General features: G+C 65.3%; 26 protein-coding genes. 15 read left to right on the top strand and 11 right to left on the bottom strand.

What is annotated here, in order from left to right:
* Positions 1 to 44 precede the first annotated feature (44 nt).
* From dksA to kynU, 7 genes are all read left to right on the top strand, one after another.
* Positions 45 to 503: an RNA polymerase-binding protein DksA gene (gene dksA / locus LC083_RS07560; protein ID WP_160608759.1), complete on the top strand. Its 459-nt coding sequence runs from the start codon at positions 45 to 47 to the stop codon at positions 501 to 503.
* A 123-nt stretch (positions 504 to 626) separates the two neighbouring features.
* Entirely contained in the window at positions 627 to 986 is a 360-nt protein-coding gene (locus LC083_RS07565) for a PilZ domain-containing protein (RefSeq protein WP_226700034.1), read from the top strand.
* Between the two features lie 39 nt (positions 987 to 1,025).
* Positions 1,026 to 2,483, top strand: a complete 1,458-nt coding sequence (locus LC083_RS07570; protein WP_226699838.1) for an ABC transporter substrate-binding protein — start codon at positions 1,026 to 1,028, stop codon at positions 2,481 to 2,483.
* A gap of 104 nt (positions 2,484 to 2,587) precedes the next feature.
* Complete coding sequence (locus tag LC083_RS07575) at positions 2,588 to 2,959, top strand: DUF4112 domain-containing protein (RefSeq protein WP_226700035.1); 372 nt, start codon at positions 2,588 to 2,590, stop codon at positions 2,957 to 2,959.
* A gap of 62 nt (positions 2,960 to 3,021) precedes the next feature.
* Positions 3,022 to 3,813 carry a tryptophan 2,3-dioxygenase gene (locus LC083_RS07580; protein WP_413469446.1) on the top strand — a complete coding sequence of 264 codons (792 nt, stop codon included), beginning with the start codon at positions 3,022 to 3,024 and terminating at the stop codon, positions 3,811 to 3,813.
* Positions 3,810 to 4,457, top strand: coding sequence for an arylformamidase (gene kynB, locus LC083_RS07585; RefSeq protein WP_226699840.1), 648 nt, complete (start codon positions 3,810 to 3,812; stop codon positions 4,455 to 4,457). The genes LC083_RS07580 and kynB overlap by 4 nt, the downstream gene beginning before the upstream one ends.
* Positions 4,450 to 5,667, top strand: coding sequence for a kynureninase (gene kynU / locus LC083_RS07590; RefSeq protein WP_226699841.1), 1,218 nt, complete (start codon positions 4,450 to 4,452; stop codon positions 5,665 to 5,667). The genes kynB and kynU overlap by 8 nt, the downstream gene beginning before the upstream one ends.
* Positions 5,668 to 5,686: 19 nt before the next feature.
* Here the strand turns inward: kynU and LC083_RS07595 are convergent, their stop codons facing one another.
* From LC083_RS07595 to LC083_RS07605, 3 genes are all read right to left on the bottom strand, one after another.
* Positions 5,687 to 5,962: a hypothetical protein gene (locus LC083_RS07595; protein WP_226699842.1), complete on the bottom strand. Its 276-nt coding sequence runs from the start codon at positions 5,960 to 5,962 to the stop codon at positions 5,687 to 5,689.
* A gap of 131 nt (positions 5,963 to 6,093) precedes the next feature.
* Entirely contained in the window at positions 6,094 to 6,612 is a 519-nt protein-coding gene (locus tag LC083_RS07600) for a GNAT family N-acetyltransferase (protein WP_226699843.1), read from the bottom strand.
* Positions 6,613 to 6,664: 52 nt separating this feature from the next.
* Positions 6,665 to 7,273, bottom strand: a complete 609-nt coding sequence (locus LC083_RS07605; RefSeq protein ID WP_226699844.1) for an HNH endonuclease — start codon at positions 7,271 to 7,273, stop codon at positions 6,665 to 6,667.
* Positions 7,274 to 7,376: 103 nt separating this feature from the next.
* On the opposite strand from LC083_RS07605, the gene gluQRS reads away from it, so the two are divergent.
* The 5 genes from gluQRS to LC083_RS07630 all read left to right on the top strand — a co-directional run bounded on the left by gluQRS (position 7,377) and on the right by LC083_RS07630 (position 10,372).
* Positions 7,377 to 8,207 (top strand): tRNA glutamyl-Q(34) synthetase GluQRS, encoded by an 831-nt coding sequence (gene gluQRS, locus LC083_RS07610; protein WP_226699845.1) that lies wholly within the window; start codon positions 7,377 to 7,379, stop codon positions 8,205 to 8,207.
* Between the two features lie 9 nt (positions 8,208 to 8,216).
* Positions 8,217 to 8,447 carry an HIG1 domain-containing protein gene (locus LC083_RS07615; protein ID WP_160608769.1) on the top strand — a complete coding sequence of 77 codons (231 nt, stop codon included), beginning with the start codon at positions 8,217 to 8,219 and terminating at the stop codon, positions 8,445 to 8,447.
* A gap of 13 nt (positions 8,448 to 8,460) precedes the next feature.
* The gene (locus tag LC083_RS07620) at positions 8,461 to 9,039 is read left to right on the top strand and encodes a cob(I)yrinic acid a,c-diamide adenosyltransferase (protein ID WP_226699846.1); all 579 of its coding nucleotides are present in this window, start codon (positions 8,461 to 8,463) and stop codon (positions 9,037 to 9,039) included.
* 71 nt (positions 9,040 to 9,110) lie between these two features.
* On the top strand, positions 9,111 to 9,983 hold the full coding sequence (locus LC083_RS07625) for a 3-hydroxyacyl-CoA dehydrogenase NAD-binding domain-containing protein (RefSeq protein WP_226699847.1): 873 nt from the start codon (positions 9,111 to 9,113) through the stop codon (positions 9,981 to 9,983).
* A gap of 47 nt (positions 9,984 to 10,030) precedes the next feature.
* The gene (locus LC083_RS07630; protein ID WP_226699848.1) at positions 10,031 to 10,372 is read left to right on the top strand and encodes a hypothetical protein; all 342 of its coding nucleotides are present in this window, start codon (positions 10,031 to 10,033) and stop codon (positions 10,370 to 10,372) included.
* Here the strand turns inward: LC083_RS07630 and LC083_RS07635 are convergent.
* The 3 genes from LC083_RS07635 to mutS are packed head-to-tail and all read right to left on the bottom strand — an operon-like array spanning position 10,369 to position 13,811.
* Positions 10,369 to 10,779, bottom strand: coding sequence for a YidH family protein (locus LC083_RS07635; protein WP_226699849.1), 411 nt, complete (start codon positions 10,777 to 10,779; stop codon positions 10,369 to 10,371). The genes LC083_RS07630 and LC083_RS07635 overlap by 4 nt on opposite strands.
* Positions 10,780 to 10,815: 36 nt before the next feature.
* Positions 10,816 to 11,160: a hypothetical protein gene (locus tag LC083_RS07640; RefSeq protein WP_226699850.1), complete on the bottom strand. Its 345-nt coding sequence runs from the start codon at positions 11,158 to 11,160 to the stop codon at positions 10,816 to 10,818.
* Positions 11,161 to 11,186: 26 nt separating this feature from the next.
* Positions 11,187 to 13,811, bottom strand: a complete 2,625-nt coding sequence (gene mutS, locus LC083_RS07645) for a DNA mismatch repair protein MutS (RefSeq protein ID WP_226699851.1) — start codon at positions 13,809 to 13,811, stop codon at positions 11,187 to 11,189.
* A 113-nt stretch (positions 13,812 to 13,924) separates the two neighbouring features.
* On the opposite strand from mutS, the gene LC083_RS07650 reads away from it, so the two are divergent.
* The 3 genes from LC083_RS07650 to LC083_RS07660 all read left to right on the top strand — a co-directional run bounded on the left by LC083_RS07650 (position 13,925) and on the right by LC083_RS07660 (position 18,059).
* Positions 13,925 to 16,189, top strand: coding sequence for an NADP-dependent malic enzyme (locus tag LC083_RS07650; protein WP_226699852.1), 2,265 nt, complete (start codon positions 13,925 to 13,927; stop codon positions 16,187 to 16,189).
* A gap of 4 nt (positions 16,190 to 16,193) precedes the next feature.
* Positions 16,194 to 17,330, top strand: coding sequence for an aminotransferase class V-fold PLP-dependent enzyme (locus LC083_RS07655; protein ID WP_226699853.1), 1,137 nt, complete (start codon positions 16,194 to 16,196; stop codon positions 17,328 to 17,330).
* 120 nt (positions 17,331 to 17,450) lie between these two features.
* A complete protein-coding gene (locus LC083_RS07660) occupies positions 17,451 to 18,059 on the top strand; it encodes an outer membrane protein (RefSeq protein ID WP_160608778.1) in 609 nt (202 codons plus the stop codon).
* A 30-nt stretch (positions 18,060 to 18,089) separates the two neighbouring features.
* Here LC083_RS07660 and LC083_RS07665 read toward each other — a convergent pair whose 3' ends face one another.
* From LC083_RS07665 to ctrA, 5 genes are all read right to left on the bottom strand, one after another.
* Positions 18,090 to 18,743 (bottom strand): SDR family NAD(P)-dependent oxidoreductase, encoded by a 654-nt coding sequence (locus LC083_RS07665; RefSeq protein ID WP_226699854.1) that lies wholly within the window; start codon positions 18,741 to 18,743, stop codon positions 18,090 to 18,092.
* Positions 18,740 to 20,122 (bottom strand): NAD-dependent succinate-semialdehyde dehydrogenase, encoded by a 1,383-nt coding sequence (locus LC083_RS07670; RefSeq protein WP_226699855.1) that lies wholly within the window; start codon positions 20,120 to 20,122, stop codon positions 18,740 to 18,742. The genes LC083_RS07665 and LC083_RS07670 overlap by 4 nt, the downstream gene beginning before the upstream one ends.
* Before the next feature lie 60 nt (positions 20,123 to 20,182).
* Entirely contained in the window at positions 20,183 to 20,884 is a 702-nt protein-coding gene (gene trmB / locus LC083_RS07675; RefSeq protein WP_226699856.1) for a tRNA (guanine(46)-N(7))-methyltransferase TrmB, read from the bottom strand.
* A gap of 46 nt (positions 20,885 to 20,930) precedes the next feature.
* Positions 20,931 to 22,727 (bottom strand): SLC13 family permease, encoded by a 1,797-nt coding sequence (locus LC083_RS07680; protein ID WP_226699857.1) that lies wholly within the window; start codon positions 22,725 to 22,727, stop codon positions 20,931 to 20,933.
* 189 nt (positions 22,728 to 22,916) lie between these two features.
* Positions 22,917 to 23,612, bottom strand: coding sequence for a response regulator transcription factor CtrA (gene ctrA / locus LC083_RS07685; protein ID WP_160596098.1), 696 nt, complete (start codon positions 23,610 to 23,612; stop codon positions 22,917 to 22,919).
* Positions 23,613 to 23,631 lie beyond the last annotated feature (19 nt).

Raw genomic sequence — 23,631 nt, forward strand, 5'->3', positions numbered from 1 at the left:
GCGACGCGGCATCCGTTCCGATGGGTAGAAGGATTACGAGGTCAATGGCCACTTCGGCTTCGAGTGTTTCCGACAAGCTCGCCAAGGCAAAGGCGGCTGTCGCTCCGGACTATGTTCCGTCCGACGACGAAGAATACATGAGCGACCAGCAGCTCGATTACTTCCGCATGCTCCTGCTCGACTGGAAGAAATCGATCCACGACGCGGCCGGGCTCACTCTCCAGCATTTGCAGGACGGCCCGATCCGCGAGCCCGACCTCAACGACCGCGCATCGTCGGAAACCGATTGGGGCATCGAACTGCGCACCCGCGACCGCCAGCGCAAGCTCATCGCCAAGATCGACGCTGCGCTGCGCCGCATCGACCAGGGCGAATACGGCTATTGCGAGGTCACCGGCGATCCGATCGGCCTGCGCCGTCTCATCGCCCGACCGGTCGCCACCATGACGGTCGAGGCGCAGACCGCGCATGAACGCAAGGAAAAGATCTCGCGCGACGATTGATTTTCCTAGGAAATCTTGCTGCGCGGGTAACCATTTCTTCATCGGTAAATCGCTAGTTTCGGCGGCAGCGCACCCGGTTTTCGGGTCGGCGCGCGAAGCTGCTCGGAGCCCACTCCCTTGTCGATGATAGACACGCGAAACCTGAACCGTGACAGTCTCTTCCTGACTGCAACCCTGCACGCCGGTGCGGCTGGTGAGGCGGTCAGGGTCAAGGTGCGCAATTTGTCGGACGGCGGCATGATGGCAGAAGGGCTGCTGGCCCTCTCCCGCGGGGATCGGGTCACGGTCGAACTGCGCAATACCAAGCCGGTTCGCGGCGTTGTCGCGTGGACGCAGGGCAACCGCTTCGGCATCGCCTTCGAGGAAGAGATCGACGCCAAGGCCGCCCGTGCGGTGATGGCCGTCTCGGAAAGTGTCGCGCCGCGCCACACCAGGCCGATCGGCTTCTACCAGCGCGACCCTTCGCAGCTGCGCAAGCTCTGATTGCCTTGCACGACGGCGGTGCGCTGCTAACCCAGCGCAATGCGCCGCCTCGTCCTCACCCTTGCCGTGCTGGTCCTTGCCGCCTGTTCGGGGCGCGAGGATGACGGTGTGCTCGACGTCGCTTTCATCGGACAACCCGAAGATGCTTTCGAGCAAGGCCTCCGCATCGGTCCGGCCGCACAGCTGGTCCGGGCTTCGACCCAGCAGGGCCTCGTCCGGCTGAATGCCGCCGGCGAGGTCGTTCCCGGCATCGCCGAACGCTGGATCGTCACCGATGACGGTGAAAGCTACATCTTCCGGATCACCGAATTCGACCTGCCGAGCGGCGAGCGCCTGACGGCAACCATGGTGCGCGATTCGCTTCGGCGCACGATCGCGCGGCTGGATGGAACCAGTCTCGGCCTCGACTTGCAGAAGGTCGCAGAGATCAGGGCCATGACCGGGCGCGTGGTGGAAATCCGCCTGAAGAGTCCCATGCCTGGTCTGCTGCAGGTGCTGGCCCAGCCGGAGCTCGGCATCTCGGCAGAAGCCGCCCGCACCGGCCCGATGAGCGCGGCGCGCGACGGCGATGCCTGGCTGCTCGAGGCGATGGCACCCGAACTGCGCGGCCAGCCCTCGCAGCCCGAGTGGGGCGAAGGCATGCGCGCGATCCGCTTCCAGACCGTGCCTGCCGAACAGGCGGCGCAAGGCTTCCAGCAGAACCGCTACGACCTCATCCTTGGCGGGCGGATACAGGACCTCCCGCGCGCCTCGACGAGCACGTTTTCGCGCGCAACCGTCAGGCTCGATTCGGCGATTGGCTTGTTCGGCCTCGACGTCAGGCAGCAGCGCGGCTTCCTTGCGGATGCGGCGAACCGGGAAGCGATTGCCTTGGCCATCGACCGCAATGCCATTGCCAGCGCGCTCGGCATCGGCGGCTGGAGCGCTTCTGCCCGGATCGTCCCTGCGGACCTGCCAGGCGTCGCACCTTCGCCGGAGCGCTGGGAAGGGCTGTCGCTCGACCAGCGCAGGGCGCGCGCGGCACAGCGGGCAGCCGGGTGGCGCGCCTCGAACGGCACCGCGCCGAGCGTCTCCCTCGCTCTACCCGAAGGGCCCGGTTCGGACCTCTTGTTCGCCAGCATTGCCAAGGACCTCTCGGCAGTCGGGATCGTGCTCGAACGCGCCGCTGCTGAATCGCGGGCCGACATGGTCCTGCGCGACCGGGTCGCGCGCTATGCGGGGCCCCGCTGGTTCCTCAACCAGTTCAACTGCAGCATCTCGCCGCGCATCTGCTCCGAGGACGTCGATTTCCTCGTTTCGCTCGCCACCGATGCTGCCAATGCGGAGGAAGAAGCCTCCTATCTGCTCGAGGCCGAGGCCACGCTGGCGGCGACGAACCTCTACATCCCGCTCGGCGCACCCATCCGCTGGACCCAGACCCGTTCGGAAGTCGAGGGCTTTTCGGAGAACCCCTGGGGCTTCCATCCCTTGTTCCCGTTGACCCTCGCGCCCATCTAAAGGGCATGGACGACAATCGCCTGACCCCGATCGATATCTACACCGGTCGCGAGGAGCCCCGTGCCGACCGCGCTTCTGCGCAGGCATTCGGCATCGAACTGCCCATGGGCAACGACCCCCAATCCATCCGCCGCCGGGTGGAAGCGCTGGAGATGATCCTCGAGCGCAGCATGGTCATCCCGGGCACGAACTACCGGATCGGCCTCGATACGATCATCGGCTTCGTGCCGGTACTGGGCGACATCATCACGGCCGCCATGGGCAGCTATATCGTGTGGGAAGCCCGCAATCTCGGCATTCCGAAGTGGAAGCTTTGGCACATGATGGGTCGCATCGGCTTCGACACCGCAGTAGGCGCCGTGCCGCTGCTGGGCGATGCGTTCGACGTGCTCTATCGCTCGAACACCAAGAATCTGAAGACGATCAAGAAGCATCTCGACCGCCACCACCCCGAGACGCGGGTCATCGACCAGTAGTTTTGCCTGCGTCGGGGGCGCGGCCATTGCGCGCCGGTTCCAGCGGCCATAAGGCTGCGCGCATGACGCAGGACGTGACCTATTCCTCCTATCTCGATCTCGACCGCATTCTCACGGCGCAGCACCCCTCGTCGGATGCGCATGACGAGATGCTGTTCATCATCGTCCACCAGGCGAGCGAGCTATGGCTCAAGCTGTGCCTGCACGAACTCTTCGCCGCGCGCGACTGCATCCGCGACGACCGGCTGCGCCCGTCCTTCAAGATGCTCGCCCGCGTCGCCCGCGCACAGGGACAGCTGATCCAGAGCTGGGACGTGCTGAGCACGATGACGCCGCACGACTATTCGACGATCCGGCCGCACCTCGGTTCCTCCAGCGGGTTCCAGAGCGCGCAGTATCGGATGATGGAATTCCTTCTCGGCGGCCGGAAGCCGGCGATGGTGAAGATGCACGAGACCACGCCCGAGGTGGCGGGGCAGCTACGGGCCGAGCTTGGTCGCAAGAGCATCTACGCCGAAACGGTCGCCCTGCTCGCGCGGCGCGGCTCCGCCATTCCTGTGGCGGTCCTAGACCGCGATGTCGGGGAACCGTGGGCGCATTCGCCCGAGGTCGAGGCGGCATGGGCCGAAATCTACCGCGATCCCAAGGCGCACTGGGACCTTTACGAGCTGGCGGAGAAGCTGGTCGACCTCGAGTATCACTTCCAGCGCTGGCGCTTCGGTCATTTGAAGACGGTGGAACGGATCATCGGCTTCAAGACCGGCACCGGCGGCACGCCCGGCGTGCCCTACCTCGCCGGTGTCTTGCAGCAGGCCTTCTTCCCCGAGCTGCTGAGCGTGAGGACCGCGATATGAGTTCCTGGCGCAGCTCGCGGCGGATCTGGGATATCAGCCAGGTGCTGCGCCCCGGACTGCCCGTCTGGCCGGGCGATACCGCCTTCGAGTTCGAGCGCACATGGCGAATGGAGGACGGCTCGCCGGTCAATGTCGGCCGGATGGTGATGAGCACGCATTCGGGCACCCATGCCGACGCGCCGCTGCACTATGACGCCGCCGGTATGGACGCGGCGCAGATGGAACTCGATCCCTTCATCGGCGAGTGCCTTGTGGTGGATGCACGCGGCGTTTCCGGAGAGATCGACGTCGCCGACCTGCCGCACCTTGGCAGCGCGGACAGGGTGCTGTTCCGCACCTGGGATGCATTCCCGCATGACGAATGGCGCAGCGACTGGAAGCCTATCGCCGCGGAGACGATCGAGTGGCTCGCGCTGCAGGGTGTAAAGTTGGTGGGCACAGACGCCCCCAGCGTCGATCCGCAGGATTCCAAGACCATGGATGCCCACAAGGCCGTGGCGAGAAACGACATGCGCATCCTCGAAGGTCTTGTGCTCGATGATGTGGCCGAGGGCCGCTATGAGCTTATTGCACTGCCACTCAAGGTGGGCGGCGGCGATGCCGGCCTGACACGCGCGATCCTCAGGGAACTTCGCGATGCTTGAGCGCGCACGCAGCCTCGACGCGGCGGACCCGCTGGCAAGTTTCCGCGACCGTTTCGACGTGCCCGAGGGCGTCATCTACCTCGACGGCAATTCCCTCGGCTGCCTGCCCAAGGACACGCCGGCGCGTCTCGAACAGGTCGTCCGGGGCGAGTGGGGCAATGATCTCATCCGCAGCTGGAACAACGCGGACTGGATCCACCTGCCGCAGCGCGTCGGGGCGAAGATCGCCCCGCTCATCGGCGCGCAGCCGCACGAGGTCATCGCCTGCGACAGCGTCTCGGTGAACCTTTACAAGCTCATCTCCGCCGCGCTTGGCATGCAGCCGGGGCGCAAGACCGTGCTGAGCGAGCCGGGCAATTTCCCGACCGATGTCTATATGATCGAAGGCCTCGAAAAGCAGGGGTTGGCGCAGCGTAGGCTGGTCGCCCGCGAGGAACTGGCCGATGCGCTGGACGATGATGTCGCGCTGCTGCTCCTCACTCACGCGCATTACAAGACGGGGGAGCTGTTCGACATGGAGGCACTCACCCGCGTGGCGCACGAGGCGGGCGCGCTGGTGCTGTGGGACCTGTCGCATTCGGGCGGTGCGCTGCCGGTGAACCTCGAGGCCTGCCGGGCCGATTTCGCGGTCGGGTGCGGCTACAAGTACCTGAATGGAGGCCCGGGCGCACCGGCTTACGCTTTCGTCGCTAAGCGGCATCACGAGGCCATCGCGCAGCCGCTGAGTGGCTGGATGGGGCACGCGAAACCGTTCGAGTTCAGCGACGATTATACGCCTGCTGCAGGCGTTGATCGCCTGCTGTGCGGCACGCCCGGCATCCTTGGCCTCGCCGCGCTGGAAGTGGGCGTCGACCTCATTGCCGAGATCGGGGTGGAGCGGCTTTATGCCAAGTCGCAGAAGCTGTCGGAATTTTTCCGCCAATGCCTTTTCGAAGCGGGTGTCCAACTGGAACTCGTCAGCACGGCAGATCCCGCGCAGCGCGGCAGCCAGCTCTCGTTCCGCCACGGCGATGCCTACGCCATCTGCCAGGCGCTGATCGCGCGCGGCGTGATCGGCGACTTCCGCGATCCCGACATCCTGCGTTTCGGGTTCGCGCCTGCCTACTTGCGTTTCGCAGACATGGCCGAGGCCGTGAGGCACCTCGCCGAGGTGCTCGAGACCGGCGAATGGCAGCGCAGCGAGTTTCGCGAGCGAGCGGCCGTCACCTGACAGGCTGGGCCTTGTGCCCTTACTGCGGCCGCTTGCCCAGGCTGGCGCGATATTCCTCGATCGTCATGGCGTCCTCGTAACCCTCGTCGCCGGGGGAGACGCAATCGCCGGTGACGACGACATTGCCGAACATCCCGCCCTGAGATTCCGCGGTGGGAGATGCGATCCGCGTGTTCGGTCCGTTGGATTCGCACAGATCGGCCAGCTTGTTGCCTGCCTGGTCGATGGCCGTCGACACGCAACCGCCAAGGACTGCCGCCAGCGGCAGGAGGAAAGCGACACCAGTAATTCTCATGATCGTTCAATTCCTTGCGCCAAGATTGGCGTCAACGATTGAATAATTTACGGAGTTTTCTTGGACAAGCGAATAATCGGGTCGCTGTAACTACGGGTACTGCCCGCTATGACGCTTTACTGCCGCCCTAACTAGAGTGCGCGGCGCATCAGGATATCGCGCTGCACATCGTCCCCGATCGTGAATTCGTGTTCGCCGAAAGCCTTGAAGCCCTGCCGCGAATAGAACTCGATCGCCTTGGGATTTTCTTCCCACACCCCGAGCCACACGGCGTCGGCCGCCATCGCTTCGGCCTGCCCGACGGCATGCTGGAAAAGCGCCTTGCCGACGCCCGTGCCCTGCATCGTTTCATCGACGTAAATGCGCTCGATTTCCAATGTACGGCCTTCGACTGCCTCGGTTTGGGCACTCCCGGTGTTGGTCTTGAGATACCCGCCGATCTCGTCCCCGATCCGCGCAAAATAGAAGTGGGAATCCGGATTCTGCAGTTCCTGTTCGAGCTGCTCCTGCGAAAACGCCCGGTCGAGGTAGACGGCAAAATCGTCGGGATTGTTTCCGGCAGCGAAAGTCTGCTCGAAGGTCCGGCGCCCGATCGCGGCCAAGATAGAAACCTCGTCAGGCTGGACCGGCAGGATCGAAATAGCTGTCATCGATGCGGGCTAACCGCTGCCTTGCGCGGCGGTCAAGCGAATGTCCGCACCCTTACTCTTCCAGCTCGATGTCCCAGTAGAGCCAGTCGCGCCAGGTTTCGTGGAGGTAGTTGGGCGGAAACATCTTGCCATGCTGCTGCAGCTGCCAGTGCGTCGGGCGGATCGGCTCGTTGTAAAGCTGCATCCCTGCCTGCTTCGGCGTGCGGCCGCCCTTCTTCATGTTGCAGGGCGCGCAGGCGGTGGCGATGTTTTCCCAAGTCGTCTTGCCGCCCAGCCGGCGCGGAATGACATGATCGAAAGTGAGATGGTTCATGTCCCCGCAGAACTGGCAGGAAAACCGGTCGCGCAGGAACAGGTTGAAGCGGGTGAAGGCGGGAAATTCGCTTGGGCGCACATATTGCTTTAGCGCGATCACGCTGGGGATCTTCATGTCGAGATTGGGGGAATGGACCTCGCGGTCGTAGGTGGCGATGACGTCCACCCGGTCGAGGAAGATGGCCTTGATCGCGGTCTGCCATGGCCAGAGGCTGAGCGGGTAATAGGAAAGCGGGGTGTAATCGGCATTCAGGACGAGTGACGGACACGACTGCAGATTGCGGGTCGGATCCCCGTCCGTACTTCGGAACCTTGCGGCCCGTTCAAGCAGTTCGGCCCTGAACACTTCGGCGTTCCTCCCCGATGGCTGTGAGAATGCACTTGCACAGATACGGGTCAAGACTGTTACAGACAGGCTTTCCACAGGCTTATCCAGCGAGTCCGGTCATTTGGTAGTCACGCGCTTCGCCCCAAGTCCCAATGGTTCGCTCCACCTGGGGCACGCCTATTCGGCCGTGGTGGCACACGACATTGCCAGGGAACGGGGCGGGAAATTCCTCCTGCGGATCGAGGATATCGACGGGGTGCGCTCGCTCCCCGAAAAGCCCGACGAATTCCGCGAGGACCTCGCCTGGCTCGGCCTGGAGTGGGAGGAAGTGCCCGCCCAGTCCAAACGCCTCGCCAATTACGAGGAGGTGGCCCAGTTCCTCCTCCACGAGGGCCTGCTGTATCCCTGCACCTGCACGCGGGCCGAAATCGCCGCGCTCGAACCGCGCCTGGGGCCGGAAGGGGCCGTCTATCCCGGCACCTGCAAGGGACAGAATTTCGATCCCGAAAAGCCCGTTTCGCTGCGGTTGGATGTTGACAAGGCGCTGGCGCGGGTGGGCGAGGTCATCTGGGAAGACGAGACGAACGGCGTGATGGTGGCGGACCCGCGGGTCTTCGGCGATGTCGTGCTGGTCAGGAAGGATGCGCCGGCGAGCTACCACCTTGCCGCCACGCTGGACGATGCTGCAGACGGTGTGACGCTGGTGACGCGCGGGCAGGACCTTTTCGCCATGACGCATATCCACCGGGTCCTCCAGGAATTGCTGGGCCTGCCGGTGCCCGAATACCATCACCATCCCATCCTGCTGGACGACACCGGGCAGAAACTTGCCAAGCGCCGCAACTCCCCCAGCCTTGCCCAGAGGCGCAAGGATGGCGAGGACGGACGGGAACTTGCAGCCCGCCTGCGCGCTGGAGAGTTTCCGGCTGGAATTTCTCTCGCCAATGCCTAGGTAATCCCCATGAACACGTTCTTCGTCATCCTGCTCATCGCGGCCATGGTCATGGTCGTCGTTTCACTCGTGCGCGGCGTGGTCGCTTTCCTGCAAAGCACCAAGATCGACCTCGAGAGCGGCGAGCAGGTCGATGCGACCGAGATGCAGCTCAAGCAGAACCGCGCCATGATGGCGCGCGTGAAGTGGCAGGCGGTGGCGATCATCATCATCGCGATCATGCTCGCAGTCGCCAGCTAGGCGGGCTGCGGGGGTGGTAAAGCTCAACAAGATTTATACTCGCACGGGCGACGACGGGACCACCGGTCTTGTCGACGGTTCGCGCCTTGCCAAACACGCTCCGCGCATGGAAGCGATCGGCGCGGTGGACGAGGCGAATTCCGCCCTCGGCCTTGCGGCGGTGGTGCTGGCGGGTAGCGCGCCGGGCGATACGCTCTACCGCATCCAGAACGACATGTTCGACCTCGGTGCCGACCTCGCCACGCCTGCTGGCGAGGGCGAGGATTTCGCACCGTCCGAAATGGTCCTGCGCATCGTTGCCGGCCAGGTCGCCTGGCTCGAACAGGCCATCGACGCGGCCAACGAACAGCTCGAGCCGCTGACCAGCTTCGTGCTGCCCGGCGGAAGCGAGGCCGCGGCGCGCCTCCATGTCGCCCGCGCGTCCGCCCGCCGTGCCGAACGCGCTATGACCGCCATGGCTGCGGCAGAGCCGGTCAACCCGCAGGCGCTCGCCTATATCAACCGGCTGTCGGACTATCTCTTCGTCCTTGCACGGTTGGCCAATGACGGCGGCAGGGCGGACGTAAAGTGGATTCCGGGCCAAAACCGCTAACTGGCCGCTAGCCAGCCCCCGCCACCTTCGCTAGACCGCGCGCTTTGCTGCACGTGCGAAGGAATTTCCAAGTGACCAAGACGATCGCGATCATCGGTGCGGGCCAGATGGGTTCGGGCATCGCGCAGACCATTGCCCAGCACGGCATGCAGGTGCTGCTGGCCGACGTCAGCCTCGAAGTCGCGGCGAAAGCGCACGCAGGCATCGACAAGGCGCTGGGCAAGCTGGTCGGCCGCGGCAAGATCGAGATCGCCGATGCCGAAGCGGCGCTGTCGCGCATCACCCCGGTGGGCGACTATGCCCGCATGGACGAAGCCGAGATGATCATCGAGGCGGCGACCGAGAAGGAAGAAATCAAGAAGGCCATTTTCGAAAAGGCGGGCGATAAGCTGGGCGCCGGTGCGATCATGGCTTCCAACACCAGCTCCATCCCGATCACGCGCATGGCGAATTACTCGCCCGATCCGGCGCGCTTCATCGGCCTGCATTTCTTCAACCCCGTGCCGGTGATGGGCCTGATCGAAGTCATTCCCGGCCTCGCCACCAGCGAAGAAACGACCGCTCGCACCAAGGCATTTGCCGAGGCTTTGGGCAAGGAAGTCGTGCTGTCGCAGGACGAGCCGGGCTTCGTCGTGAACCGCATCTTGCTGCCGATGATCAACGAGGCGATCTTCGTCCTTGGCCAGTCGACGGCCGGCATCGAGGATATCGACAAGGGCTGCCGCCTTGGTCTCAACCACCCGATGGGCCCGCTCCAGCTGGCCGATTTCGTCGGGCTCGACACCTGCCTCGACATCCTGATGGTGCTGTATCGGACCACGCGTGACAGCAAGTACCGTCCCGCGCCGCTGCTGGTGAAATATGTCGAGGCCGGCTGGCTTGGCCGCAAGACCGGTCGCGGCTTCTACGACTACTCGGGCGAGGTGCCGGCCCCCACGCGTTAGGAACCGCGCAGGCCGCCCGCCCGTTGGTCATGCAAAGGAGATCTTGCATGACCGACACCAAGGCAGAGAGCCAGGAAATGCGCCAGTCGGGCCTCGCGCCCGAGACGCATAATGACGAGCAGGACGATCACCGCTCGCAGGCACAGGAAGTGGCCGAGCAGGCCCGTTCGCTGACTTCGGAAACGCTTTCGCCGACCGAAAGTACAAAGGGTCCGCATTCCTCGGGTCTGATGGGCGATTCCACGCAGGACACCGTCGATCACATGCGCGACATGGAAAGCTCGGGCCGGATCGACATGGGCGCATTTCGCGGCGAACCCAACATGGACGACAATGCCGGCAAGTATGGCGAAGGCCATGATGCCGAATTCGAAGAGGACGACAGCTAGCCGCCCAGATTGCCGTCGTTGAGGATCCAGAGGCCTGCAGTCAGCACTAGCGAACCTGCGGCGACCGAATAGGCGAGGGCGCGGAAGTTCGGTGTCGAAATGGCTTCGAACTTGTGCGCGTCGAGCCGTTCCAGCGTGCGACAAGCGCGTTTCTGGGCGGTGATCGCCAACCAGCCACCTGCAAGTATGAAGACCGTGGCGATGGCCTTCGCCAGCCACGGCGGGTCGAATGCGCCGAACACGGCCTTGAAGCCAAGGCCGATGCCGATAGCGGCGAAGGATGTCCGTATCCAGCCGGCAAAGGTCCGCTCCATCGCCATGATGTTGCGGTCTTCGGCAAGGTCGGTGCGCAGTTCAGCCCACTGGGTGCTCTTGTCGGGTTTCTCGGGCGGATCGTCCTGGGCCATGCCCTAGAAGCGAGCGAGGAAGGCAGGCGTTCCGGATTACTGGGCCGCGACGGGGTCGGTCGAGACCAGCGGCTCGGTATCGTTGACCAGCCAGCTCTGGTCTTCCGGCGTCGTTTCGGCGGGCGCATCCAGGCTACCGGCTTCGGAATACCAGCTGTCGAGTTCGGGCGAGGCCTGCTGGCGCGGTTGCGCCTGTGCCTGCGCCGGGGCTGCGGCTGGCGCAGCCACTACGGGGCGCGCAGTGGCTTCGGCCGACTGGTCGGCAAGGCTCTGCAACATGCCCGGGTCTTCCTCGCGCCCTACCATCGCCACGACAGCGAGAAGGAACAGGCCGATCATCACGAGCTTCTTGCGCTGGGTGGTAAACAGGCTGGTTTCCATGACGCGCAACTATATGCGCGGCGCGGTTAAGCCTTCGTTGATCCGGCTTCGGCCTTGAGTTCGTAGAGTTTTTCCAGCGCCTCGCGCGGGCTGAGCGTGTCGACGTCAAGCGCTTCGAGCATCTTGCGCAAGCCGTCGTCGGCCGCTTCCGGCGCTTCGAGGCTGGCAGCGAACAGGGGCAAATCGCCAAGCCCGGCAGCAAGTCCGCCGGTTTCCGCGCGGCCCTTTTCCAGCTTGTCGAGCACCGCCTTGGCCCGCCGGATGATCGGCGCAGGCACGCCAGCCAATTTGGCGACCGACAGGCCATAGCTGCGATCCGCCGCGCCCTTTGCGAGCTCGTGGAGCAGGACGAGGTCGCCCTTCCACTCGCGCGCCCGCACATGGTGGAGCGAAAGCGCATCGCAGGTGTCGGCGAGCCGGGACAGCTCGTGGTAGTGCGTTGCGAACAGGCAGCGACACTTCAGCTGCTCGTGCACGGCCTCCACCACCGCCCAGGCCAGCGCCATACCATCATAGGTCGACGTGCCGCGCCCCACTTCGTCGAGAATGACGAAACTGCGCTCGGTCGCCTGCGACAGGATGGCGGCGGTTTCCACCATCTCGACCATGAAGGTGGAGCGTCCGCGGGCAAGGTTGTCCGATGCCCCCACGCGGCTGAACAGGCGGTCGGCAAGGCCGATCCGCGCCGAGGAGGCAGGGACGAAGCTGCCGGCCTGCGCCAGCAACAGGATCAGCGCGTTCTGGCGCAGGAAGGTCGACTTGCCGCCCATGTTCGGGCCGCCGATGAGCCACAGGCGATCATCCGGCCCCAAGGCGCAATCGTTGGCGACGAAGCGTTCGCCTGCCTTGGCCAATGCCTGCTCCACGACCGGGTGACGCCCGCCGGTCACTTCGAGGCAAGGCTCGTCGAGCATCTCGGGCCGCGACCAGTCGCCTTCCACTGCCCGTTCGGCGAGCGCTGCGGACACGTCGATGCGGGCAAGCGCGGCAGCAGTGGCTGCGATTGCCTCGCGCGCGGCCACGACTTCGCTGAGCAGGACCTCGAAATGCGCGTCCTCGGTGGCGAGTGCATGGCCGCCCGCTTCGGCGATCCGGGTCGCTTCCTCGTGCAGGCCGACCGAATTGAACCGCACCGCGCCGGCCATGGTCTGGCGATGGGTGAAGCCGCTGTCGGCTGCCATCAACTTGTCGCCGTGCTTGGCAGGAACTTCGATGAAATAGCCGAGCACCTTGTTGTGCTTGATCTTGAGCGAGGGCGTCCCGGTCTCTTCGCGGTATTTCGCTTCCAGCGCGGCGATGGCCTTGCGGGCATTGCCCGAAGCTTCCCGCAGTGCGTCGAGCGAGTGGTCATAGCCGGCTGCAATGAAGCCGCCCTGACTACGCTCGGTTGGCGGGGAGGGAACGAGCGCGCGGGCGAGGTGGTCGACCAGGGCCGCATGGCCGCCGAGGGCGCCCGTCATCCGCTGGAGCAGCGCTGGCAGGTCAGGGCTTGCGGCCAGCATGTCCCGAACGCGCCGCGCTTCCGACAGGCCGTCGCGGATCTGGCCCAGATCGCGCGGGCTGCCGCGCCCCGCGACGAGGCGACCCAGAGCGCGGCCGATGTCCGGCGCCTGCCGCAACACTGCGCGCAGGTCGGCGCGCAGCAGGGGATCGGTGTGGAAATGCTGGACTGCGGCCAGCCGCTCCTCGATCGCACCCCGGTCGGCGAGCGGGGCGGAAAGGTCTTCGGCCAGTTGGCGAGCCCCTGCTCCCGTCGAACATCGATCGACACAGGCGATGAGCGAACCGGTCCGTCCGCCGCCTTGCGCCTCGAGGATTTCGAGGCTGGCGCGCGTCGCTGCGTCCATGGCGAGATGCGCGCCGCTGCCGCGGGCGACGGGAGGCAGCAGGAACGGCAGCGTGCCGCGCCCGGCATGGGCGAGATAGGCGACCAGTCCGCCTGCAGCCGCCAGCATGGGCCGCGTGAAATCGCCGAGCCCGTCAAGCGTCGCCACGCCGTGGACCGCCTTCAGCCGCGCTTCGCCTTCCTCGCTCCGGAAATCGGGACGCGGGCGGGGGATGACATCGGCAGGCGCATCCTCCCAGTCATCGGGCGCGACGATCTCGCTTGCCCCAAGCCGCGCAAGGGCCGCATCGAGCGCCTGCGGCGCGCATTCTTCCAGTTCCATCCGCCCGGTCGAGATGTCGCAGGAAGCAAGGCCCACGCCGTCGCGTACCGGCGCGATGGCGACCAGCAGGTTGGCCCGGCGCGGCTCGAGCAGCGCCTCTTCGGTCAGCGTGCCGGCAGTGACGAAGCGCACGATATCGCGGGCGACCAGCGCCTTCGACGTCGGGGTGCCTTCGCGCTTCGCCCGCTCCTTGGCCTCGTCGGGCGTTTCAGTCTGTTCGGCGATGGCAACGCGGCAACCCGCCTTGATCAGCCGGGCGAGATAGCCTTCCGCCGCATGCACCGGTACGCCGCACATGGGCACAGGCTCGCCCCCGTGCTCGCCGCGGCTGGTCAGCGCGATGTCGAGCACTCCCGAGGCTACTTTCGCATCCTCGAAAAACAGCTCGAAGAAGTCGCCCATCCGGTAGAACAGCAGCGCATTGCCGGCCTCGCGTTTCAGCGCGAGATATTGCTGCATCATCGGGGTAGGCTTGCCGGACATGGGACCGGCCTAGCGAGGGGCTTGGCGATTCGGGAGTCGGCGGGAGGCGCCTTTCCCCTATGACTTCGCGGAAAATGCCCTTAGGGCGGGGCCGGATAGAGACAAGGACGCACATGGACGACGAGAAACCGACCGCATTCACCACGCGCGAGGCGCTGTTCTACCACGAGACCATCCGTCCCGGTAAGATCGAGATCATCGCATCGAAGCCGATGGCGAGCCAGCGCGACCTGTCGCTTGCCTATTCGCCGGGCGTCGCCGCGCCGGTCGAAGCGATTGCAGCCAATCCGCAGGATGCGGCGAAATACACCGCGCGCTCGAACCTCGTCGCGGTGATCTCCAACGGCACCGCCATTCTTGGCCTCGGCAATCTGGGCGCACTCGCGTCGAAGCCGGTGATGGAAGGCAAGGCCGTCCTGTTCAAGCGCTTCGCCGATGTCGATTCCATCGATCTCGAACTCGACACCGAAGATCCCGACAAGTTCATCGAGGCGGTCGCGCTGATGGAGCCGAGCTTCGGCGGCATCAACCTCGAAGACATCGCTGCGCCGGAATGCTTCATCATCGAGCAGGCGCTGCGCGAACGCATGAACATCCCGGTCATGCATGACGACCAGCACGGCACCGCGATCATTTCCGCCGCTGGCCTGATCAATGCCTGCCACCTGACCGGCCGCAAGCTCGAAGACGTGAAGATGGTGGTCAACGGGGCAGGGGCATCGGCGCTCGCCTGCACCGCGCTCATCAAGTCGGTCGGCGTGCGCCACGAGAACGTTATCGTGTGCGATCGCACGGGCCCGATCTATCCGGGCCGCGATGGCGTCGATCAGTGGAAGAGCGCGCACGCAGTCGAAACCGAGGCCCGCAGCCTCGAAGAAGCGCTCGAAGGTGCCGACGTCTTCCTCGGCCTCTCGGCGGCCGGCGCACTGAAGCCCGAATGGGTCGCCAGGATGGCGGACAAGCCGATCATCTTTGCCATGGCCAATCCGGTGCCCGAAATCATGCCGGAAGATGCCAAGGCTGTGCGCCCCGATGCGATCATCGCCACCGGGCGCAGCGACTATCCCAACCAGGTCAATAACGTGCTGGGCTTCCCCTTCATCTTCCGCGGCGCGCTCGACGTGCAGGCGACAGCGATCAACGAGGAAATGAAGATTGCCGCTGCCCGGGCCATCGCCGAACTGGCGCGCGAGCGCGTGCCCGAGGAAGTGGCCGCCGCCTACGGAGTGACCCACCAGTTCGGCGAGGAATACATCATTCCCGCGCCCTTTGATCCGCGTCTCATGGAAGTCGTCTCCAGCGCGGTCGCGCAGGCGGCGATGGATTCGGGCGTGGCGCAGGCCCCGATCGAGAACATGGAGGAATACCGCCACAAGCTGAAGGCCCGCCTCAACCCGACCACGGCGGCACTGACCAATATTTACGAACTCGCCAAGGCGAATCCCAAGCGCATGGTCTTTGCCGAAGCGGAAGAGGAAGTGGCGCTTCGCGCTGCGATCCAGTTCCGCGATTTTGGCTATGGCGAACCGATCCTTGTCGGTCGCACCGAGAAGGTGCGCGAGAAGCTGGTCGAACTGGCGGTGGAAGATCCCGACGACTGGATCATCGAGAACTCGGCCGTGTCGGACAAGGTCCCGGCCATGGTCGACTATCTCTACAAGCGCATGCAGCGCCGCGGTTATACCGAGCGCGACGTGGGCCGCATGGTCAATCAGGAGCGCAACGTCTTCGCCGCCTTGCTGGTGGCGCTGGGCCATGGCGACGGGATGATTTCGGGCCTTACCCGCACCTTCGCGCAGACCGCGCGTGAGGTCGGCCGCGTGCTTGATGCGAAGCCCGGCGCAGTGCCGTTCGGCATCCACATGATGATCGGCAAGAACCAGACGACCTTCCTTGCCGACACGACCATCAACGAGCGGCCGAGCGCCGAACAGCTGGCCCACATCGCGCGCGAGACGGCTGCCGTCGCGCGCCGCATGGGGCACGAACCGCGCGTCGCCTTCATGTCCTATTCCACTTTCGGCAATCCGTCGGGCCAGTGGCTGGCCAATATCCGCGATGCGGTGGCGCTGCTCGATGCCGACCCGAACGTGAACTTCGAATACGAGGGCGAAATGGCGCCCGATGCCGCGCTCAACCCCAAGGTCATGGCGCTTTATCCCTTCAGTCGCCTGTCGGGTCCGGCCAACGTGCTGATCATGCCCGGCCTGCAATCGGCGAACCTGTCGGCCAAGCTGCTGCGCGAACTCGGCGGCGAGACCACGGTCGGGCCGATGATGATCGGGATGGAAAAGCCGGTGCAGATCGCGCCGATGACCTCGATTGCGCCCGATATCCTGACGCTGGCGGTGCTGGCGAGTGCGGGCGTGCTGGGCTGACGCCTTGATCGGCTCGCAGCGCCACCTGTTCTCGATCCCGCGGGAGGTTCACTATCTCAGCTGCGCCTATATGGCGCCGCACTCGCACGCGGTCACGGCGGCGATGGTGGAAGGCGCGCGGCTGAAGGAGCAGCCGTGGGATTTCCGCCCGCCCGACTTCTTTCGCGTGGTCGAGGATTTCCGGTCCAAGGCGGCGGGACTGGCCGGGGTCGATGCCGATTGCATCGCCGTGGTGCCGTCCGTCAGCTATGCGATTTCCGTGGCGGCGAAGAACCTCTCGCTGGGGCCGGGCCGCAAGGTGGTGACGCTGGGCGACCAGTTTCCTTCCAACGTCTATCCCTGGCAGGAGAAGGCCAAGCGCGAAGGCGGCGAGGTGATTGCGGTGCAGCGCCCGTCGCAGGATTGCTGGACCGGCGCAGTCCTCGACGCGATCGGCGAGGATACCGCCATCGTTGCCGTGCCAAACTGCCACTGGGCAGACGGACGCGTGGTCGATCTGGTGAGGGTCGGCGAAAGGTGCCGCCAAACCGGCGCCGCGCTGGTGCTGGATCTGACCCAGTCGCTGGGCGCAATGCCGCTCGATTTCGCGGCGGTGAAGCCCGATTTCGCGGTTGCCGCCTGCTACAAGTGGCTGATGGGGCCCTATGGCATCGGGATGCTCTACGTCGATCCGAAGCATCACGGGGGCGAGCCGATCGAGCACAATTGGATCAACCGCGCCGGATCGGAGGATTTTGCCCGGCTGGTCGACTATCGCGACGATTTCCAGCCTGGCGCACGGCGTTTCGACATGGGTGAGAAATCCAATGCCCCGCTGTTGATGGGGGCGGGCGCAGCGCTCGATTTCCTGACCGGTCACGGGGTCGACGCGATCGCCGAGACACTTGCCGCGAAGACGCAGGCGATCGCCGAGGAGGCGGCGACCCTCGGCCTGGGGGCAGCGCCGCTCGGCACGCGCGCGGCGCATTTCCTCGGGCTCGAATTCCCCGGCGGCCTGCCTGCGGGGCTGCCCGAGAAACTGGCGGAGGCGCAGGTGTTCGTTTCGGCCCGCGGCCAGTCGCTGCGCGTCACTCCGCATCTCTACAATGACGAGGAAGATTCGGCGGCGCTGCTGGACACGCTCCGGCAGGTTCTCGCCTAGCTTCCCGCACGGCTCGTCGAGCGGTTCTGCAAGCTGGCCGCGCGGTTAAGCCGCGCGCAAGGCGGCCTTGCGCAAAGGCCGCGCCCCAACGGGGAAAGCAGAACAAGGAATACCCACAACATGAAGAAAATCATCGCGCTCGCCGCCATCGGTGCAGGCTTCGCTGCCGCGCCGGCCATGGCGCAGGACCAGAACGCCGCTCCCGGCGGACTCCATATCGGCGTGATCGGCGGCTACCAGGGCCTTGACGTGGATGCGGCCGACGGCAGCGCCACCGCCAGCGCCGACAGCGCCGTCTACGGCATCACGGCAGGCTACGACCTCAGCCTCGGAAGCGCCTTCGTCGGCCTCGAGGGCGAGCTGTCGACTAGCGACGGTTCGACCAGCTTCCCGGACAGCTTCGGCGGTGCGCGTGAAGGCCTTGAAGCCAACGGCCAGTATTATGTCGGCGCGCGCGCCGGCTTCGCCATCACGCCTGGCATCGCGGCTTACGGCAAGGCCGGTTACACCGCGCTCGACACCAAGGCCTTCACCGAAAGCGGTTCGCTGTCCGATCTCGACGAGAATGCCGACGGCTTCCGCTACGGCGCGGGCCTGCAGTTCCAGCTGCCCGGCGCGCTGGAAGCGAAGGTCGAATACCGCCGTTCGAAGTACAATGACCTGGCCGATCTCGACCAGGGCGATGCCACGACCGACCAGCTGGTTGCAGGCGTCGGTTTCCGGTTCTGACCGGGCAAACCTTCTGGCGCCCGTGAGGCGCTAGAACGGCAGGTCCTTGCCGGTGTAGTCGACGTAGCGAAACTCTCCTCCCCCCGCGCTCTCGACTACATCGGCAAGGCCCTTCACGCTTTCATCGACGCTGGTCGGCGCATTTGGCCCGCCCATGTCGGTCTGGACCCAGCCGGGATGGAGCGCCAGCGTCGCGATGTTGCGCGGTCCGGCATCCTGTTCCGCCACGCCCTTGGCCAGCATGTTGAGCGCGCACTTGCTGGTGCGGTAAAGTTCGTACCCGCCCGAGCTGTCCTCGATCGAGCCCATCAGCGAGGTCATGAAGGCGATGGTCCCGCCATCCGCCACGCGGGGCAGCAGCGTCTTGGCCAGCCGCACCGGGCCGAAGGCGTTGGTCATCATGACCTCTGCCACTTCCTCGCCCGTAGCCTGCTCGGCCGACTGGTGCCTTGCGCCGGTGATGCCAGCGTTGACGATCAGCGCATCGAGCGGGGTGTCGAAGCCTTCGAAACTGTCCGGATCGGTCACGTCCATCGTCTGGATCGTCACACCGCCAAGGGCATGAAGTTCGTCGCTGTGCGAGCGTTCGGTCGCGATCACGTTCCAGCCGCGCGCTTTGAATTCGCGTGCGAGGCCGAGGCCGATGCCGCGCGATGCGCCGACGATGAGGATGGTCTTGCTCATGCGGATTGTCCTTCTGCCGGGTAGACCAGCGTCTTGAGGTTCATGAATTCATGCAGGCCGTGGTGTGACAATTCGCGCCCGAAGCCCGATTTCTTGATGCCGCCGAAGGGCGCTTCGATCTTCGATCCGTTGACCGCGTTGAAGGTCGTCATGCCCGCCTCGATGCGGTTGGCGAAGATCTCGCGCTCTTCCTCGTCGCGGGTCCAGACGGCAGAACCCAGACCGAAAGGAATGGCATTGGCGATGGCGATCGCCTCCTCGATGTCCTTCGCCTTGTAGATCTGGCCCACGGGTCCGAAGATTTCGTCCGTTCCGGTATCGCTGGCGAGCGGGACATCGGTGAGCAGGCCAGCGGTCATCCATGCCCCGGCGCGATCGAGTTTCTCCGCGCCGAACAGGAGCGCGCAGCCTTCCTGCTTCGCCTTGTCGACCTGTTCGAGGACGGTATCGCGCTGCCCCTCGCTCGAAAGCGGGCCGAGCCTCGTATCGTCGTCCATCGGATCGCCCGGCTCGATGGCCTTCAGTGCCGTGATGAACTTGTCGGCAAAGGCATCGTGGATGTCGGTATGGACGATGGTCCGCTTGCCGCAGATGCAGGACTGGCCGTTGTTCTGGATGCGCGCGAAAACCGCGTCCTCGACTGCCTTGTCGAGATCGGCGGACGGCATGACGATGAAGGGGTCCGATCCGCCGAGTTCCAGCACGACCTTCTTCAGGTGCTTCCCCGCCTGCGCGGCGACCGCGCTGCCCGCGCCTTCGCTCCCCGTGAGCGTGGCCGCGACTATGCGCGTGTCGGCAATGACATCGGAAATCGGGTCGGACGAAACGCACAGGTTCTGGAACAGGCCTTCGGGCGCGCCGGCTTCCAGCACCAGCTCTTCCATCTTGTGCGCGACGCCCTGCACGATGCTGGCGTGTTTCAGCACGCCGACGTTACCGGCAAGGATGGTGGGGGCGAGGAAGCGGACCACCTGCCAATAGGGGAAGTTCCACGGCATGACCGCCAGCACCGGCCCCTGCGGCAGCCACCGCCCTTCGGCCCTGCCGCCATCGCCCAGTTCCCAGAATTCCGATTCCAGCATGGGCGGGCCGTGTTCGGCGAGATAGGCGAACAGGCTGGCGCATTTTTCGACTTCGGAGCGCGCCTGCGTGATCGGCTTGCCCATCTCGGTCACCGCGAGCCTTGCGAGCTCTTCCTTGCGTTCGAGATAAAGCTCCGACAGCCGCGCCAGCAGCTGCGTGCGCTGCTCAACGGGGCTGGTGCGCCAGTCGCGATAGGCCCGCGTTGCCACCTCCAGCTTCGCATCGATGCCGTTCGCATCGAGCGTTTCGTATTCCGCGATGGTTTCGCCGGTGGCGGGGTTGGTGGTGGTAATCAAGAACGCGCTCCTGTGCGGGGTATGCTCCACCAATGGCTGCCCCCGCCAGGCGTTCCGGCCCTATTTGCGGCGGAAGCGGAAATACCAGACCTCGTGGCCGTAGGTGTTGCGCGCCTTGTGCTCGTAGCGCGTCTCGCACCAGCCCGACGGGCGGTTTTCCCAGCTCTGCCGGCCATCGACCAGCCATTCGAACTCGTCCGTGAAGCGGCGCATCACCATCAGCGCGTGGCGCAGGTAAATCGGGTGGTCGGTGCCGAAGCGGAATTCTCCACCCGGTTTCAGCTTGTCGGCGATCATCCGCACCGGACCGTCGTTCATCATCCGGCGCTTGGCGTGCTTGGCCTTGGGCCAGGGGTCGGGATGAAGGAGGTAGAGCATCGTCAGCCCGCCGTCGGGCACGCGGGCGAGGGCCTGTAGCGCATCGCCGTGCTGGATGCGGACATTGGCAAGCCCGCCGTCGCGCACATGCGTCAGCGCCTGCGCCACCCCGTTGAGGAAGGGCTCTGCGCCGATGAAGCCATGGTCGGGCAGCAGGTCGGCCCGGTAGGCGAGGTGTTCGCCCGCGCCGAAGCCGATTTCGAAATGGAGCGGGCGATCGAATCCGAACAGGCGCTCGGCGGTGACCGGGCCTTCCTCGGGCACCGCGATCTGCGGCAGCAGCTTGTCGACCAGCTCCTGCTGGGCCGCGCGCAGGGGTTTGCCCTGGCTACGCCCGTAGAGCCGGTTCAGCGTGGTCGGATCGCCTTCCTTGTGTGCAGACATGGCGCGCCCGTTAGCCGTGCCGGACGCTGCGGTCCAGCGTGTGCGCTCAGGTGAAGAGCATCCAGATGGCGACCGAGGTGGCCAGCCCCACGCCGATGTTCATCGGGACGCCGATCTTCACGAAATCCCCGAAGCGGTAATTGGCCGCGCCGTAGACCAGCGTGTTGGTCTGGTAGCCGATGGGTGTGGCGAAGCTCGCGCTGGCGCCGAACATCACTGCCACGATCAGCGGGCGCGGATCGATCCCTGCCGCCTGCGCAAGGCCGATGGCGATCGGGGTCATGATGACCGCGATGGCATTGTTGGTCACTGCCTCGGTCATCACGCTGGTCACGGCATAGACCAGCAGGATCAGCAGGAAGGGTGAGCTCGCGCCCATGAACGGCTGGATGGCCTGTACGATCAGCTCGATCGTGCCTGCATTGTCGAGCCCCTTGCCGAAGGCGAGCATCGCGAAGATCAGCACCAGCGTATTGCCATCGAGGCTCGCCCAGGCGTCGGTCGGCTCGATGCAGCGCGTTGCCAGCGCAACGGCCACGCCAGCCACCGCCAGCGCCTCGATCGGCAGGCCGAAGAGAGCTGCCCCGACGACCACGGCGGCAAGGGTGGCGATGGCGATGGGCGCCTTGTCACGGCGGAAAGGGCGGACAGCAGTTTCGCCCACACCTGCTAGCTGGATATTGTCCTGGAGCGATTGCAGCGCTTCCGTGCCGCTCGCGATCAGCAGGCGGTCACCCGGTCGCACGCGGACCTCGGCCAGCGAAGGCCCGGCAAGATGGCGCGGCCGCGAGAGGCCGAGCACACGGACCTTGAGCCGCGACAGCATGGGTATTTCGGCCAGCCGCTGCCCGACCACGGGGTGCGATGCGGCGACCATCGCCTCGACGATCCGCAGGTCGCGCGGCCGGTCGGGCGCGGCGGTCGCCACTCCGCCGCCCACACCGACGAGGCCGGTGCGGAAATCGCGCGCCTCGGCGAGCGAGGCGATCTCTTCCGGGCTTCCGGCCACGACAAGCTGGTCGCCCGCTGCAAGGACGGCTTCGCCCACGTCCTTTCGCACCGGCTTGCCGCCGCGCATAATCGCCTGCACCTTGAGCCCAGGACGGCGCGAGAAGGCGGCATCCTTGATGCGCTGGCCGACATAGCGGCTCTCGGGGTTCAGGATCAGGTGCGTGAGGTAGAGGTCGTCCTCGCGTTCCTCGTCGCCTACCCGCGGTCCGCGGTCGGGCAGGAGGAAGGGGCCGAACACCAGCAGCACCACCAAGCCCGCCAGCACGGCGACCGCGCCCACGGCCGATATCTCGAAGATGCCGAAAGCGGCCTGCCCCTGTTCCTGCGCCACGCCGTCGACCAGCAGGTTTGTCGAGGTGCCGATCAGCGTCATCGTGCCGCCGAGGATGGTCAGGTAGGACAGCGGGATCAGCAGGCGCGTCGCCGAGATCCTCAGCGCGCGGGCGAGGCGCTTGACCACCGGGATCATGACGATAACCACCGGCGTGTTGTTCATGAAGGCCGAAGCGGCGAGCGTGCCGACCCCGATCTCGCCCACTGCCAGCCGGGGCTTGCGCAAGGTGCGCCGGACGACCCAGCCCGATATCGCCTCCAGCGACCCGGTCCGTAGCAGTGCGCCCGAAAGGATGAACATCGCCGCGATCGTGATCGGCGCGGAATTGGAGAAGGTCTCCAGCATCTGCTTGGGCGAGAGATAGCCGAGCGGCAGCATCAGCACGGCCGAGACGACGGCGATGACGACCGGCGGCCTGCGCTCGAGCACGAAGGCGGCAAATGTCGCGGCCAGCAGCAGGAGCCCTATCTGGGCCGAATAGTCCGAGAGAAACGACATAGGGCCCGATCGAATTGTCTGGTTTGCAGGCCATCAAATTCGCAGATCGCGTGGCGGGTTCCAAGCAAGATGGGCAATCGGGCAAGAAAGCGGATCCATCGGGCGCGGCGTAGGGGCAGGGCACCACGCAAAACGCCCGCAAGCCGGTGGCCTGCGGGCGTCTCGCTGTCCCGTCCAGGAGTAATCAGGTCAGGCGGCTTCCGCCTCTTCGTTCGGGTCGCGCAGCACGTAGCCGCGGCCCCATACGGTTTCGATGTAATTGTCGCCGCCGCACGCATGGCTGAGCTTCTTGCGCAGCTTGCAGATGAACACGTCGATGATCTTGAGTTCGGGTTCGTCCATGCCGCCGTAGAGGTGGTTGAGGAACATTTCCTTGGTCAGCGTGGTGCCCTTGCGGAGCGAGAGGAGCTCCAGCATGGCGTATTCCTTGCCGGTCAGGTGGACGCGGGCGCCGTCGACTTCGACAGTCTTCGCATCGAGGTTCACGGCCAGCTTGCCGGTGCGGATGATCGACTGGCTGTGGCCCTTCGACCGGCGCACCACGGCGTGGATGCGGGCGATCAGTTCCTCGCGGTGGAACGGCTTGGTGACGTAATCGTCGGCGCCGAAACCGAAGCTGCGGATCTTGCTGTCCATCTCGGCAATGCCCGAGAGGATGAGAACCGGCGTCTGCACCTTGGCGACGCGCAGCTTCTTCAGCACGTCGTAGCCGTGCATGTCCGGCAGGTTCAGGTCGAGCAGGATGATGTCGTAATCATAGAGCTTGCCGAGATCCAAACCCTCTTCGCCCAGGTCGGTCGAATAGACGTTGAACCCTTCGGTCGTAAGCATGAGCTCGATCGCCTTGGCGGTTGTCGGCTCGTCTTCGATCAGCAGTACACGCATGGGTCTGGTCCCCCGTTGC

Origin of the sequence: Qipengyuania gaetbuli (genome assembly GCF_020524765.1) — a bacterium.
Taxonomy (GTDB): Bacteria; Pseudomonadota; Alphaproteobacteria; order Sphingomonadales; family Sphingomonadaceae; genus Qipengyuania; species Qipengyuania gaetbuli_A.

Coding starts and splice junctions, on each gene's coding strand:
- LC083_RS07680 (WP_226699857.1), bottom strand. CDS start 22,727: ATGTCGTTTCTCTCGGACTATTCGGCCCAGATAGGGCTCCTGCTGCTG.
- LC083_RS07615 (WP_160608769.1), top strand. CDS start 8,217: ATGAACACGTTCTTCGTCATCCTGCTCATCGCGGCCATGGTCATGGTC.
- LC083_RS07575 (WP_226700035.1), top strand. CDS start 2,588: ATGGGCAACGACCCCCAATCCATCCGCCGCCGGGTGGAAGCGCTGGAG.
- LC083_RS07600 (WP_226699843.1), bottom strand. CDS start 6,612: ATGACAGCTATTTCGATCCTGCCGGTCCAGCCTGACGAGGTTTCTATC.
- kynB (WP_226699840.1), top strand. CDS start 3,810: ATGAGTTCCTGGCGCAGCTCGCGGCGGATCTGGGATATCAGCCAGGTG.
- LC083_RS07630 (WP_226699848.1), top strand. CDS start 10,031: ATGACCGACACCAAGGCAGAGAGCCAGGAAATGCGCCAGTCGGGCCTC.
- dksA (WP_160608759.1), top strand. CDS start 45: ATGGCCACTTCGGCTTCGAGTGTTTCCGACAAGCTCGCCAAGGCAAAG.
- LC083_RS07570 (WP_226699838.1), top strand. CDS start 1,026: ATGCGCCGCCTCGTCCTCACCCTTGCCGTGCTGGTCCTTGCCGCCTGT.
- LC083_RS07565 (WP_226700034.1), top strand. CDS start 627: ATGATAGACACGCGAAACCTGAACCGTGACAGTCTCTTCCTGACTGCA.
- LC083_RS07650 (WP_226699852.1), top strand. CDS start 13,925: ATGGACGACGAGAAACCGACCGCATTCACCACGCGCGAGGCGCTGTTC.
- kynU (WP_226699841.1), top strand. CDS start 4,450: ATGCTTGAGCGCGCACGCAGCCTCGACGCGGCGGACCCGCTGGCAAGT.
- ctrA (WP_160596098.1), bottom strand. CDS start 23,612: ATGCGTGTACTGCTGATCGAAGACGAGCCGACAACCGCCAAGGCGATC.
- LC083_RS07580 (WP_413469446.1), top strand. CDS start 3,022: ATGACGCAGGACGTGACCTATTCCTCCTATCTCGATCTCGACCGCATT.
- LC083_RS07635 (WP_226699849.1), bottom strand. CDS start 10,779: ATGGCCCAGGACGATCCGCCCGAGAAACCCGACAAGAGCACCCAGTGG.
- LC083_RS07660 (WP_160608778.1), top strand. CDS start 17,451: ATGAAGAAAATCATCGCGCTCGCCGCCATCGGTGCAGGCTTCGCTGCC.
- trmB (WP_226699856.1), bottom strand. CDS start 20,884: ATGTCTGCACACAAGGAAGGCGATCCGACCACGCTGAACCGGCTCTAC.
- LC083_RS07595 (WP_226699842.1), bottom strand. CDS start 5,962: ATGAGAATTACTGGTGTCGCTTTCCTCCTGCCGCTGGCGGCAGTCCTT.
- LC083_RS07640 (WP_226699850.1), bottom strand. CDS start 11,160: ATGGAAACCAGCCTGTTTACCACCCAGCGCAAGAAGCTCGTGATGATC.
- mutS (WP_226699851.1), bottom strand. CDS start 13,811: ATGTCCGGCAAGCCTACCCCGATGATGCAGCAATATCTCGCGCTGAAA.
- LC083_RS07665 (WP_226699854.1), bottom strand. CDS start 18,743: ATGAGCAAGACCATCCTCATCGTCGGCGCATCGCGCGGCATCGGCCTC.